The organism is Paracoccus sp. KKT209, assembly GCF_055635455.1.
In genome coordinates, this window is record NZ_CM145758.1 from 2,403,451 (window position 1) to 2,416,294 (window position 12,844).

Annotated in this window: 12 protein-coding genes; 5 read left to right on the forward strand and 7 right to left on the reverse strand. The window is 68.3% G+C overall.

Annotated elements, in window-relative coordinates; genetic code table 11:
- Positions 1-53 precede the first annotated feature (53 nt).
- From ACZ2G3_RS11900 to ACZ2G3_RS11920, 5 genes are all read left to right on the forward strand, one after another.
- Positions 54-1,199 (forward strand): acyl-CoA dehydrogenase family protein, encoded by a 1,146-nt coding sequence (locus ACZ2G3_RS11900; protein WP_470396232.1) that lies wholly within the window; start codon positions 54-56, stop codon positions 1,197-1,199.
- Positions 1,200-1,201: 2 nt separating this feature from the next.
- Positions 1,202-2,209: an enoyl-CoA hydratase/isomerase family protein gene (locus ACZ2G3_RS11905; RefSeq protein WP_470396234.1), complete on the forward strand. Its 1,008-nt coding sequence runs from the start codon at positions 1,202-1,204 to the stop codon at positions 2,207-2,209.
- A complete protein-coding gene (gene mmsB, locus ACZ2G3_RS11910) occupies positions 2,206-3,090 on the forward strand; it encodes a 3-hydroxyisobutyrate dehydrogenase (RefSeq protein ID WP_470396236.1) in 885 nt (294 codons plus the stop codon). The genes ACZ2G3_RS11905 and mmsB overlap by 4 nt, the downstream gene beginning before the upstream one ends.
- 77 nt (positions 3,091-3,167) lie before the next feature.
- A complete protein-coding gene (locus ACZ2G3_RS11915; protein WP_470396237.1) occupies positions 3,168-3,473 on the forward strand; it encodes a hypothetical protein in 306 nt (101 codons plus the stop codon).
- A 99-nt stretch (positions 3,474-3,572) separates the two neighbouring features.
- Complete coding sequence (locus ACZ2G3_RS11920; protein WP_470396239.1) at positions 3,573-3,911, forward strand: hypothetical protein; 339 nt, start codon at positions 3,573-3,575, stop codon at positions 3,909-3,911.
- Here ACZ2G3_RS11920 and recN read toward each other — a convergent pair.
- From recN to ACZ2G3_RS11955, 7 genes are all read right to left on the reverse strand, one after another.
- Complete coding sequence (gene recN / locus ACZ2G3_RS11925) at positions 3,908-5,554, reverse strand: DNA repair protein RecN (RefSeq protein WP_470396240.1); 1,647 nt, start codon at positions 5,552-5,554, stop codon at positions 3,908-3,910. The two genes, ACZ2G3_RS11920 and recN, sit on opposite strands and share 4 nt — an antisense overlap.
- A gap of 37 nt (positions 5,555-5,591) precedes the next feature.
- Entirely contained in the window at positions 5,592-6,440 is an 849-nt protein-coding gene (locus tag ACZ2G3_RS11930; protein WP_470396242.1) for an outer membrane protein assembly factor BamD, read from the reverse strand.
- A 169-nt stretch (positions 6,441-6,609) separates the two neighbouring features.
- Positions 6,610-7,554, reverse strand: coding sequence for a UDP-3-O-acyl-N-acetylglucosamine deacetylase (gene lpxC / locus ACZ2G3_RS11935; protein WP_470396243.1), 945 nt, complete (start codon positions 7,552-7,554; stop codon positions 6,610-6,612).
- A gap of 229 nt (positions 7,555-7,783) precedes the next feature.
- On the reverse strand, positions 7,784-9,391 hold the full coding sequence (gene ftsZ / locus ACZ2G3_RS11940; protein WP_419271067.1) for a cell division protein FtsZ: 1,608 nt from the start codon (positions 9,389-9,391) through the stop codon (positions 7,784-7,786).
- Positions 9,392-9,617: 226 nt separating this feature from the next.
- Entirely contained in the window at positions 9,618-10,952 is a 1,335-nt protein-coding gene (gene ftsA / locus ACZ2G3_RS11945; protein ID WP_470396246.1) for a cell division protein FtsA, read from the reverse strand.
- A 16-nt stretch (positions 10,953-10,968) separates the two neighbouring features.
- On the reverse strand, positions 10,969-11,913 hold the full coding sequence (locus ACZ2G3_RS11950) for a cell division protein FtsQ/DivIB (RefSeq protein WP_470396247.1): 945 nt from the start codon (positions 11,911-11,913) through the stop codon (positions 10,969-10,971).
- Complete coding sequence (locus ACZ2G3_RS11955; protein WP_470396248.1) at positions 11,901-12,836, reverse strand: D-alanine--D-alanine ligase; 936 nt, start codon at positions 12,834-12,836, stop codon at positions 11,901-11,903. Before ACZ2G3_RS11955 ends, ACZ2G3_RS11950 begins: the two co-directional genes overlap by 13 nt.
- Positions 12,837-12,844 lie beyond the last annotated feature (8 nt).

The following is a 12,844-nucleotide window of genomic DNA, read 5'->3' on the forward strand; positions in this document are numbered from 1 at the left end:
ATCTGCCAATTAAACGCATGTTCAATTCGCGCAGCTCTGGGGAGGGACGCCGCATGGATTTCGCACTGACCGAGGAACAGCAGGCCATCTTCGACATGGCCCGTGATTTCGGCCAAGCCCGCATCGCGCCGCATGCCCGCACCTGGGAGGCAGACGGCACCATCCCCCGCGACTTGTGGCCCGAGGTGGCCGAGCTGGGCCTGGGCGGGATCTATGTGGGCGAGGATCACGGCGGCACCGGCCTCAGCCGGCTGGACGCCACGCTGGTCTTCGAGGCACTGTCGATGGCCTGCCCCTCGGTCGCCTCCTTCCTGTCGATCCACAACATGTGCGGGGGCATGATCGACAAGTTCGGATCGGCCGAGACCAAGGAACGCTGGCTGCCGGGCCTGTGCCGGATGGAGCGGATCTTCAGCTATTGCCTGACCGAGCCCGGCAGCGGCTCGGACGCGGCGGCCCTGCGGACGCGCGCCGACCGCAGCGACCAGGGCTGGCGGCTGAACGGCACCAAGGCCTTCATCTCGGGCGGCGGCTATTCCGAAGCCTATATCGTCATGGTCCGCACCGGCGAGTACGGCCCCAAGGGGATCAGCACCGTCATCGTCGAGGACGGCACGCCGGGCCTGTCCTTTGGCGGGCTGGAGGACAAGATGGGCTGGAGGTCCCAGCCCACGGCCCAGGTCCAGTTCGACGATTGCGTGATCCCCGGCTCGAACCTGCTGGGAGAGGAGGGGCGCGGCTTTTCCTATGCCATGGCCGGTCTGGACGGCGGGCGCCTGAACATCGCGGCGGCGGCCCTGGGCGGTGCGCAGGCGGCGCTGGACGCGACGCTGACCTACATGGGCGAAAGGCGGGCCTTCGGCAAGTCGCTGGACCAGTTCCAGGCCCTGCAGTTCCGCCTGGCCGAGATGGAGACCGCCCTGCAATCCAGCCGGATCTTCCTGCGCCAAGCCGCCTGGAAGCTGGACCAGGGCGCGCCGGATGCCAGCAAGTTCTGCGCCATGGCCAAGCTTTACGTCACCGACCGCGCCTTCGAGGTGGCCAACCAGTGCCTTCAGCTGCATGGTGGCTATGGCTATCTTGCCGATTACGGGATCGAGAAGATCGTGCGCGACCTGCGCGTGCATCAGATCCTGGAAGGCACGAACGAGATCATGCGGCTGATCGTCAGCCGCGCGCTTCTGGCCGAACGGGGGTAAGCTTGGACGACCTGCACATCCGCATCACCGGCCATGCCGGCCGCATCACCTTCGCCAGGCCCAAGGCGCTGAACGCCCTCAGCCACCCGATGGCGCTGGCGATGCACCAGGCGCTGCTGGACTGGAAGGACGATCCGCGGGTCGCGCTGGTCATCATCGATGCCGAGGGCGACCGCGCCTTCTGCGCGGGCGGCGACATCGCGGCGGTCTATCACGCCGGCCGCGCGGGCGATCACCAGCTGGGGCGCACCTTCTTTCGCGACGAATACCGGCTGAACGCGGCGATCGCCGATTACCCGAAACCGATCGTGGCCTTCATGCAGGGCTTCGTCATGGGCGGCGGCGTGGGGGTCGGCGGCCATGCCAGCCACCGCATCGTGGGCGACACGACGCGGATCGCCATGCCCGAAAGCGGCATCGGCCTGATCCCGGACGTCGGCGGCACATGGCTGTTGTCCCGCGCGCCGGGACGGATCGGCGAATATCTGGCGCTGACCGGCGCGCGGATGGAGGCCGGCGACGCGATCCATGCGGGCTTTGCCGACATCTACCTGCCCGAAGCGCACTGGCCCGAGCTGATCGCCCGGCTGGAGGAGACGGGCGACACCGCCCTGATCCGCGGCAGGCGCCCGCCCGAGGCGCCCCTGGCCGGGCGCGACCTGTCGGCCTTTGGCGGCCGCCACCTGAGCGACATCATCGACGCGCTGGAAAAGGCGCGCGAGGACGAGATCCTGGTCACGCTGCGCCGCAACTCGCCCCTGTCCATGGCGGCGGGGCTGGTGATGGTGCGGGCAGCGCGGGACGACACGCGGATGCAGCAGGCGCTGAGCCGCGAATATCGCTTCACCGCCCGCGCCACGGCCGAATCTGATTTCCTGGAAGGCGTGCGGGCGCAGATCATCGACAAGGACCGCCGCCCCGCCTGGCAGGCCGAACCGTCGGCCGAGAGGGTGCAGGCGCTGCTGGCCCCGCTGGAAGAGGACGAATTGCTGTGGGAGGATGCGCAATGAGGATCGGATTCATCGGGCTGGGCAACATGGGCGCGCCCATGGCCGCCAATCTGGCTGCGGCCGGACATCAGGTGACGGGTTTCGACACTGCCGCCCCCGAGCCCGAGGGGGTCATCGCCGCCGCCAGCGCGTCCGAGGCGGCGCGGGACGCAGATGTCGTCATCACCATGCTGCCCAACGGACAGATCCTGCGCAGCGTCGCGGCCCAGGTCATCCCCGCCATGCCAGCGGGGGCGGTCTTCTGCGACTGCTCGACGGTCGATGTGGACAGCGCCCGTGCGGTCGCCGAACAGGCCCGCGCCGCAGGACTGGGCACGCTGGATGCACCAGTTTCGGGTGGCATCGGCGGCGCGCAGGCCGGCACGCTGACCTTCATGGTCGGCGGCGCGGATGCCGATTTCGCCCGCGTCGCCCCGCTTTTCGGGGTGATGGGCCAGAAGGCCGTGCATTGCGGCGACAGCGGCGCCGGCCAAGCTGCCAAGATCTGCAACAACATGATCCTGGGCGTCACGATGATCGCCACCTGCGAGGCTTTTGCCCTAGCCGACAGGCTGGGCCTTGACCGGCAAAAGATGTTCGACGTCGTCTCGACCAGCTCGGGCTACAGCTGGAGCATGAACGCCTATTGTCCGGCGCCGGGGGTGGGTCCGGTCTCGCCCGCCGACAATGGCTACAAGCCCGGCTTCGCCTCCGAACTGATGCTGAAGGACCTGAACCTGTCGCAACAAGCCGCTCGCTCGGCCGGGGCCGAGACCCCGATGGGTGCGCTGGCCCGGCAGCTTTATGAGGACTTCGTGGAGCGCGAGGACGGCAAGGGCCGTGACTTTTCGGCCATGCTGCCCCGCTTTGCCGCGAATATGCGTCAGGTCGGGGAGGCGTAGCCCGAAGGATAGGTAGAGTTCTTAATCTTTTCCGTGGTCTGATCAACCCGACTGCAGCCAAAAGACAGGACGGGCGGATGACCAGGCGGCGCGGAATCCAGACGGGCACGATGGCAGCCTGCCTCTGGCTGGCCCTCGCCACGATGACCTCGGGCCAGATCGAGGCGAATGGCCTGTCACTCGAACCCATGGCGGTACCGGTCGTGGGCGACACGCCGCAGCCTGGCCAGATCCGCCTGATCGAGAACTTTGGGGCCTTCGGCCTGGGCCCCAACCTGCCGGGCAGCCGGTATGCGGTCGTGGCCAAGCACCTGGTGCGCATCGATGCCGCCAGCGGGCAAATCCTGTCGATCCTGCGCCCCCTGCCCGGGCCCGACAGGTAGCAGTGTGGCCTTGTGGCACCGCCACGGGGCAGATGTGCAACTTTTCGGGAACCTGTCTGCCGAACCGAGGTTGAGCCCTACAACTATTTGGGAATTCCGATGACGCTGCTGCACCCCTTTGCCGCCGCGGCGGCGGGCCTGGTGCTTGGAGTCACCGCGCTAACTGCCGCCCATGAACCGGAGGCCATGACTGGCCCGGTCCTAGCCCCACGCTGCGAGGCCGATCGTCTCTGCGGCCCCAGCCTGCCCAACTTTCAGGTGGGCGATATCGCCTTGACCGAACACCTTCACCTGATCTCGCGTCCCGGCCTCTATGGCCTCTCCACCCCTCCCCGCGGAGAGCTTTATGCAGTGATGGATGGGCAGATCGTGCGAATCCATGCGGATACGGCGCAGGTGCGCTCGATCCTGCGCATGGCCCCGCAGATCCTGGACTAGCCGTCCAGCAGGGCGCGCGCGGCCTCGGTCGCGGCATCTGTGACCCGATCCCCCGCCAGCATCCGCGCGATCTCATCGACCCGCTGAGGGTCGGACAGGGCCGTCACGTTGGAGGTCGTCATGCCGTCGTGGACGCTTTTCGCGACCCTGAAATGCGCCGCGCCGAGGGCCGCCACCTGCGGCGAATGGGTGATGACAAGGACCTGTGCCCCCTCCGCCAATGCCTTCAGCCGCCGCCCCACCGCATCGGCCGTCGCACCGCCCACGCCGCGGTCGATCTCGTCAAAGATCATCACCAGCGCATCATTGCCCCGTGCCAGGCACACCTTCAAAGCCAGCAGAAAGCGCGACAGCTCACCCCCCGAGGCGATCTTGTCCAAGGGACCCGAAGGCGCCCCCGGGTTCGTGGCAACCGTGAAGGCCACGGCATCGCGACCCTCGGGCCCCGGCTCGCCGGGTGCCACGACCGTGGTGAAGACCGCCCGCTCCATCTTCAACGGGGCCAGTTCCGCCGTGACGGCACGATCCAGGCGCAACGCGGCCTTCTGCCGGGCCGCCGTCATTTTTTCCGCGGCGGCATCATAGGCGACCTCGGCGTCGCGGGCAGCGGCGCGCAAGGCACCCATCTGTGCCTCTCCGGCATCCAGCCGCTCCAGCCGGCCGCGCAGCGCATCCGCCAATCCGGGCAGATCGTCGGGCAGCACGTCATGTTTCCGCGCCAGCGCCCGCAGGGCAAAGAGCCGCTCTTCGGTCGTCTCCAGGGCATGGGGATCGAAATCCAGCGCCGACAGTGCATCCTCGACGCCCTGCGTCGCCTCGCCCAGTTCGATCAAGGCGCGCGACAGGGCGGCCAGCGGCTTGTCCAGCCGTCCGTCGGCCCGGTCCGATGCCCCCTCCAGCCAGCGGGCGGCATCCACCATCGCGCCCTCGGCCCCCTCACCGCCCAGCATCTGCAAGGCCCGGGCCACGTCGTCGCGGATGCGTTCAGCCCCCTGCATGGCGCGGCGGGCAATGTCCAGACGCTGTTCCTCGCCCGGCTCCGGGGACAGCTTGTCCAATTCGGCCACCGCGTGGCGCAGGAACTCCTCTTCCTTGCGCGCCGCCTCCAAGCCGGCCTCGGCCTCGGACAGCACGCGGGCGGCCTCGCGACGGGCGGCCCAGGCCTGCCGCAGCGGCATCAGGTTCAGGGCGGCAAAGGCATCCAGAAGCGTCCGGTGGCCGCGCGGGTTCAGCAGGCCGCGGTCGTCGTGCTGGCCGTGCAGTTCCACCAGGACCTCGGACAGCTGCCGCAGCACCTCGCCCGAGACGCGGCGGTCGTTGACCCAACCCGTCTTCCGCCCGTCCAGCGCATTCACCCGCCGCAGGATCAGCTCGTCATCGTCGATGCTGATGCCGGCATCCGCCAGCACGGCCCGTGCGGGATGGGTTTCGGGCAGGTCGAAGACGGCCTGCACCTCGCCCTGCGCCGCGCCCTGGCGCACCAGGTCGGCCCGGCTGCGCCAGCCCAGCACGAAGCCCAGGCAGTCCAGCAGGATCGACTTGCCCGCGCCGGTCTCGCCGGTCAGGACGTTCAGGCCCGGTCCGAAGCTCAGCTCCAGCCGGTCGATCAGCAGCATGTCACGGATGTCGAGGCTTCTCAGCATGTGGCCGATGGATGCGCTTGCGCGCACCGCTTCTCCCTTACAGCCAGCGCCCCTGAATGGTCTGGCGATAGATGTTGGTCAGCCAGCTGTTCCCCCGCGCCTCGGCAGCCAGGCCCCGGCCGCGCAGCTGGCGGAAGGCGTCGTCGTAGAAGGGCGAGGACTGGAAGTTGTGCCCCAGGATCGCACCGGCCGTCTGAGCCTCGTCCAGCAGGCCCAAGGCCAGATAGGCCTCGACCAGGCGCAGCAGCGCCTCCGGCGTCTGGGTGGTGGTCTGGAATTCCTCGACCACGACACGGAAGCGGTTCACTGCGGCGGTATAATGCCCCCGCTTGAGGTAGAAGCGTCCGATCTCCATTTCCTTGGCGGCCAAGTGGTCGAAGGCCAGGTCGAACTTCAGGATCGCGCTGCGGGCATATTCGCTGTCGGGATATTGTTCGATCACCGTGCGCAGCCCCTGCAGGGCCTGGAAGGTCAGGCCCTGGTCGCGGCCGACATCGTCGATCTGGTCGTAATAGGACAGGGCCAGCAGATACTGCGCATAGGCCGCATCCTCATCGCCCGGATAGGTGTCCAGGAACCGCTGCGCCGCGCCCCGCGCCTCCTCATAGTTCTGGGCCTTGTGGTTGCCATAGGCCTGCATGATCAGCGCCCGCTTGGCCCATTCCGAATAGGGGTAAAGCCGCTCGATCTCGCTGAAATAGAAGACGGCATCGGCTGGGCGGCGGCTGTTTTCCAGCTCGAATTCGCCGCGCTTGTAGATTTCCTCGGCGGTGAACTGGTCCAGGTTCTGCCGCAAGGCGGCGTCGCGGCTGCCCGAGCAACCCGTCAGGACCAAGCCCGCCAGCACCGCAGCCATCACCGAAGCCGAGATTTTCGAGCGCGCCATCTTTACCCTGCCCCACGATTCTGCCTTGCGGCTGCCCCCGCGGGGGCAGCGCTGCCGGCACCTCCTAGCACAGAACATCAGGGGGCGCAAAATGGCAATCCGTTGAATTCCGCCCCGCTTTCCCCCAAGGAAGCCGCAAGGGCACGCGCGCAAAAACCCGCCAAGGGCGTTATTCGGCCGCGACCGATAGGGCACCGGCAAAGCCCGGGCGCGGGCCATAGTCCGCCACGCCCGCACCGGGCAGGCGGTCTTCCAGCGCCGGGCTGCATAGTTCCCAGGTCCAGGCATCGGGCTGGGCGAACAGGGCGCGCAGCAGGCGGTTGGTCATCGCATGACCGGCGCGGTGGCCCGTATAGCGCGCCAGAAGCGGCGCCCCGGCCAGGGCCAGGTCGCCCGTCGCATCCAGCATCTTGTGGCGCACGGCCTCGTCACTGTGGCGCAGGCCGCCCGGGGTCAGCACGCGGGCGCCGTCGACGACGACCGCGTTCAGATAGGTCCCGCCCAGGGCCAGACCGTTGCGGCGCATGGTTTCCACGTCGGCGGCACGGCAGAAGGTGCGGCTGTCCGCCAGTTCGCGCAGGAAGGCGCCGTTCGCCATGTCGAGGCGCTTTTCCTGATGCCCGATCGCGGCGTCGGTGAAGTCGATCTGGAAGTCGATCTCAAGGTGGTCGGCCGGCGACAGCCGCGCAAAGGCCTCGCCCTCGCGCACCTCGACCGGGCGCAGCACCCGGATCGCGCGCAGCGGGGCGGTCTGACGGGCGATGCCGACCTCCAGGATGCCCTCGACGAAGGGTGCGGCCGAACCGTCCAGGATCGGGATCTCGGGGCCGTCCACGGTCACCAGCGCATTGTGGATGCCGGTCCCGGCCAGCGCAGCCATGACATGTTCGATGGTCGATAGGGTGACGCCAGCACCATTGTCCAGCAGCGTGCACAGCTTGGACGGCGTGACGTGATCCCATAGCGCCGGCAGGTCAACGGCGGGGGTCAGGTCGGTCCGGCGGAAGACGATGCCATGACCTGCGGGCGCGGGATGGATCTCAAGCCGGGTCGCTGCGCCGGAATGCAGCCCCACGCCCGTGAATGTCACCTTGTCTTTCAGCGTCGCCTGCATGATCTGCCTGCCCTCGGGATTCGTGCCGCCGGGATGTCCGGCTTCTTGTCCCAGCAGCTAGTTTCTGATGGCCGGGCGTTCAATTAACGTTTTGTAACGGGGTGAAACATTCAACGCGGCAGGCACCGCAACCCGGGCGGGAACAGCCGCAGATTGTTAGAATGCAATGAAAAAGAGCCGCAAGATGCGGCTCCTTCTCGATCTTCATGTACCGGAGTTGTGATCCGGATCAGTTCGCCTGGCGACGCAGGAATGCCGGGATCTCGACATTGTCCTGGGCGCTGTCGGGACTGGCCAGGTCGTCGAAATCAGTGTCCTGCTGGCGGGCCCGGACAGCCACGCGCTCGTTCACGCGCTCGGCGATCGACGACGCACCGGGCTTGGGCGCCGAGGGCTGATCACCATGGCCGGCCATCCGCTCCAGCATCCGGCCCAGACCGCTCATGCGGCTCTGGACGCGGTTGGCCTCGGGGCGGGCCTGCGGCTGAGGCTGGGCCTGAGGCGCCGCACGGTTGCCCTGGCCGTGATTGTCCACGGCGCGGCGCAGGCGGTCCATCACCTCGGGCGCGGGTTGGCCGGCGCGGGGCGCGGAGGGTGCGCGGGGCGCGACGAAGGCCGAGGCGTCATCCTCGATCCGCACGGCGGTCTGGCGGGCGCTGTCCTTGGGCTGATAGGCCGGCTGCGGCATGTCGTCCTCGTGCCGGGCGGCCGGAGCATGAGCCGGCGCGGCGGGCTGCGCCTCGGCATGCAAGACGCTGCGACGCGGCGGCACGGGGGCCTCTTCCCGTGCGGCGGGCGTGGCAACAGTGGGGCTCTGCGTCAGGGGCGCAGCCATGCTGCGGCGGGGCGAGGGAACCTCGGCCACGGCGACAGCGGCGTCGATGCCGGTTGCCACGACGGAGACGCGGATCGTGCCGTCCATGTCCGGATCCAGGGTCGAGCCGACGATGATGTTGGCATCGCTGTCCACCTTGTCGCGGATGACGTTGGCGGCCTCGTCCAACTCGAACAGGGTCATATCATAGCCGCCGGTGATGTTGATCAGCACGCCGCGGGCGCCGTTCAGGCTGATCTCGTCCAGAAGCGGGTTGGCGATGGCGCGTTCGGCGGCTTCCTGGGCGCGGTTCTCGCCCGAGGCCTCGCCGGTGCCCATCATGGCCTTGCCCATCTCGTCCATGACCGAGCGCACGTCGGCAAAGTCCAGGTTGATCAGGCCCGGCTTGACCATCAGGTCGGTCACGCCCTTGACGCCCTGGTACAGCACATCGTCGGCCAGCGCAAAGGCGTCGGTGAAGGTGGTCTTTTCGTTGGCCAGCCGGAACAGGTTCTGGTTCGGGATGATGATCAGCGTGTCCACGACCTTCTGGAGCGCCTCGACGCCCTCCTCGGCCTGGCGCATCCGCTTGGTGCCCTCGAACTGGAAGGGCTTGGTCACGACGCCGACGGTCAGGATGCCCATCTCGCGCGCGGCCTGGGCGATGATCGGGGCAGCGCCGGTGCCGGTGCCGCCGCCCATGCCGGCGGTGATGAAGCACATATGCGCGCCCATCAGGTGATCGACGATGTCCTCGATGGTCTCCTCGGCGGCCTTGGCGCCGATGGTCGGCTTGGCGCCGGCGCCCAGACCCTCGGTCACCTTGGGCCCGATCTGGATGCGCGTGGCGGCACGCGACTGCTGCAGCGCCTGCGCGTCGGTGTTGGCCACCACGAATTCGACACCGTCGAGCTGCTTCTGGATCATGTTGTTGACCGCATTGCCGCCCGCGCCGCCGACACCGAAGACCGTGATGCGCGGCTTCAGCTCTTCTTCGTCGTTCATCATCAGATTGAGGTTCATGGTTTCCGCCTGTTATCGCTGCTCTGCTTATCGGGCGCGGGCTGTCCGCTCGAATCCCCCGGATTTACTGGTGATCGTAACCATTCTGCCACGGTGCGTCACTCGAAAAAGGCAGCAAACGCGCAGAATATGGGAGGTATAGCCCCGCCTTTCGGCGGTATCTTGCCACAGACGCAGAATGTGGTGGGGACAACCCTACCACGGTCTATCGACGCTGCAGATTCAATCACCAGTTGTTCTTGAACCAGCGATAGGCGCGGCGCAGGCTGCGCCCGGGGTAGCTGTCCGCCGGCGTCTCGAAATCCCACCATTCGTCCTGCGGATGCGCCGCGAACAGTGCCAAACCCACCGCACTGGAAAAGCTGGGATCGGTCAGCTGATGCGCCAGACCATCGATGCGCAGCGGTCGCCCGCAGCGGATGTTCGGCCCCAGGATGCGCGCGGCCAGACCGTCGAGGCCCGGGATCTGGCTGCCGCCGCCGGTCAAGACGATCTGCTGGCTGGGCATCGAATCAAAGCCTGCCGCATCCAGCACGCCGCGGACGTTCTCCAGGATCTCCTCGACGCGCGGACGCATGACCCCGATCACGTCGGCGCGGCTGACCTGCCGGCGGTCGGCATCCCAGTCGCCGGTCTCGGCGCCCACGTCGATCATGTCGCGATCGTCGCGGCCTGTGGCCTCGACCCCGCCGTTCAGGGTTTTCAGCCGCTCGGCCACAGGCAGGCCCACGCGCAGGCCCTGCCCAATGTCCTGGGTGATCAGGTTGCCGCCGATGGGCACATGGTCGGAAAAGATCATGTGCTTCTTGATGAAGACCGACACGCCGGTGCCGCCGCCGCCGAAATCGATGCAGGCGGCGCCCAGCTCCTGCTCATCCTCGACCAGGGCCGCGCGGGCCGAGGCATAGGGGGCCGAGGCGATGCCCGCCAGTTCCAGGTCGCAGCGGCGGATGCACTGGACCAGGTTGCCGATGACGTCGCCGTCCACGGTCAGCACATGCATGTCGCAGAACAGCTTGTTGCCCAGGTGGTCGCGCGGATCGGCCAGTGCAGATCGGTTGTCGACGGCAAAGTTCACCGGCTGCGCGTGCAGCACCTCGCGGCCCCGGCCGAAATCGGGCTGCTCGCAGGCGGCGAGGACCGAGGCCACGTCATGGTCCCCCACCTTGCCCGAGGCCAGGGTGATCTCTCCGGCCAGGCCGTAGGAGGCAGGGCGCCCGCCGGACAGGCAGGCGATGACGTGATCGACGCGCACGCCCGCGACCTTCTGGGCGGCCGCGACGACGGTGCGGATGGCGCGTTCGGTTTCGGCCATCGTCTCGATCTCGCCGCGCCGCATGCCGCGGGACCGGGTCGAGGCCGCGCCGATCACGCGGAAATTGACCTGCCCCGCCATCGGCCCGACACCGTCTGTTTCGCGGAAGGTGCCCGTGCCGTCAAAGCGCAGGACCAGGCAGGCGATCTTGGAGGTGCCGATGTCCAGGATGCCGATGACGCCCCGTTGCAGGGCCGCCCGGCGCATGTTCCGCATTGCCCGCTGCGTCTGATACAGTTCCGCCATTCGCCCGTCCCGTCCCTCAGCCCTTGGTTTCTTGCGGCAGCACGCGCCCGTCCGGCCCCAGCAGGGGCAGGCTGCGCGCCTGGCGGATGGTGTTGCGCGCGTCGATGCCCAGCCTCAGCACCGGGCGCTGCGGGTCGCGCAGGTCGACGACGCTGATGTCGCGGCCCAGCATGTCCTCGGCCCGATCCAGCGCGATCGCGGCCTCCAGCGCGATGGTGGCGCCGGTTTCGGGCAAAAGGATGCGCTGGCCATGGTCCAGAACCAGGTCCCACCGCCGCTCTCCGCGCCGCACCAGTCCGCGCACGCGTGGCAGGATCGGGCCCGCCGCATCGAACAGCGCCAGCGCCTCTTCACTGGCCAAGTCCGCACCTTCGCCCGAGATCAGCGGCAGTTCGGGACGCACCTCGCGCGAGGTGACGCTGGCGACGCGGTGGCCGCCCTGGTCCAGCATGTCGATGCCGCGGGCGTGGCGCCACAGGATTGCCGGCGCGCGCTCGGTGACGACGGCCGACAGGATGCCGCCCGGCTTGATGCGCAGGTCGATCGCCTCGACCGCGTCCAGCTGCATCACCTGCAGCCGCAGCGCCGGCAGGTCGATGTCGAAGCTGGAGGCCGGCAGGTCCACGGGCAGCATGGCCCGCAGCGCGCGGTCCACGACAGGGGATGCACCTTCGATCGTCATCAGCCGGACCTGGAATTCGTCGCGGCTTTGAACCTTGGTCACGACCTGCGCCACGTTGTCCTTGAGCGCGGCGCGCCGATCCTCGTCCGAGAGCCAGAGGCCCGCGATCAGGGCGATGACAAAGGCTGGCACGCCGATGCGCAGGATGCGGCGATAGAGCGGCGTCAGCCACATCCGCTCCAGGCGGTATTTCAGGCGCGAGGGCGCGGGATCGCGGCGCTGCCGCGCGGCGGGCGGGGTGATCTGCTTTCCGGGACGGTGATCGATCACGACCGGCACAGCGCGTCCTCCACCATCCAGGTCATCAGGGCCGGGAAGTCGATGCCGACATGGGCCGCCTGTTCGGGTGCCAGCGAGGTCGGCGTCATGCCGGGCTGGGTGTTCACCTCCAGGATGATCAGCCCGGCCGGGCCGCGCGCCTCGTCCCACCGGAAGTCGGTGCGGCTGAGGCCGGTGCAGCCAAGGGCGTCATGCGCGCGCACCGCCATGTCCAGGCAGGCAGCGCGGATCTCGGCCGGGATCTGCGCGGGGACCACGTGCCGCGAGCCGCCGGCCGTGTATTTGGCGGCATAGTCGTACCAGCCCTCGGTCAGGATCTCGGTCACCTCCAGCGCGCGGTCGCCCATGACCGTGGTGGTCAGTTCGCGCCCCGGCGCATAGGTTTCGACCATCACGCGGGCCGGCATCTCGGGCGACAGGGCGGGCGGCTGGTTGGCGCCGTCATGGACGATGTAGACGCCGACGGAGGAGCCTTCGTCATTGGGCTTGACCACGTAGGGGGGCGGGATCACGTGGCGGTGGCGCACCTCGTCCGCATCCGCGATGACGCTTTCGACGACCGGCAGGCCGGCCGCGCGAAAGGCCTGCTTGGCCCGCGTCTTGTCCATCGCCAGGGCCGAGGCCAGTACCCCGGAATGGGTATAGGGCAGACCCATCCACTCCAGCAGGCCCTGGACGCAGCCATCCTCGCCCCACCGGCCGTGAAGGGCGTTGAAGACGACATCGGGGGCGGCATCGCCAAGCAGGCGCAGGATTTCATCCCCGCGTCCCGTGCCGAGCGCGATCTCGGTTACCTGATATCCCGCCACTCGCAGCGCCTGCGCGCATTCGCGTCCCGATGACAAGGAAACCTCGCGTTCGGCCGAGGGTCCGCCCATCAGAACGGCGACAGAGTGGGCTGCCCTGCTCGACCTGCCCGCCACGTTTTCGC

Coding starts and splice junctions, on each gene's coding strand:
- ACZ2G3_RS11900 (WP_470396232.1), top strand. CDS start 54: ATGGATTTCGCACTGACCGAGGAACAGCAGGCCATCTTCGACATGGCC.
- mmsB (WP_470396236.1), top strand. CDS start 2,206: ATGAGGATCGGATTCATCGGGCTGGGCAACATGGGCGCGCCCATGGCC.
- ACZ2G3_RS11915 (WP_470396237.1), top strand. CDS start 3,168: ATGACCAGGCGGCGCGGAATCCAGACGGGCACGATGGCAGCCTGCCTC.
- ACZ2G3_RS11920 (WP_470396239.1), top strand. CDS start 3,573: ATGACGCTGCTGCACCCCTTTGCCGCCGCGGCGGCGGGCCTGGTGCTT.
- recN (WP_470396240.1), bottom strand. CDS start 5,554: ATGCTGAGAAGCCTCGACATCCGTGACATGCTGCTGATCGACCGGCTG.
- ACZ2G3_RS11930 (WP_470396242.1), bottom strand. CDS start 6,440: ATGGCGCGCTCGAAAATCTCGGCTTCGGTGATGGCTGCGGTGCTGGCG.
- lpxC (WP_470396243.1), bottom strand. CDS start 7,554: ATGCAGGCGACGCTGAAAGACAAGGTGACATTCACGGGCGTGGGGCTG.
- ftsZ (WP_419271067.1), bottom strand. CDS start 9,391: ATGAACCTCAATCTGATGATGAACGACGAAGAAGAGCTGAAGCCGCGC.
- ftsA (WP_470396246.1), bottom strand. CDS start 10,952: ATGGCGGAACTGTATCAGACGCAGCGGGCAATGCGGAACATGCGCCGG.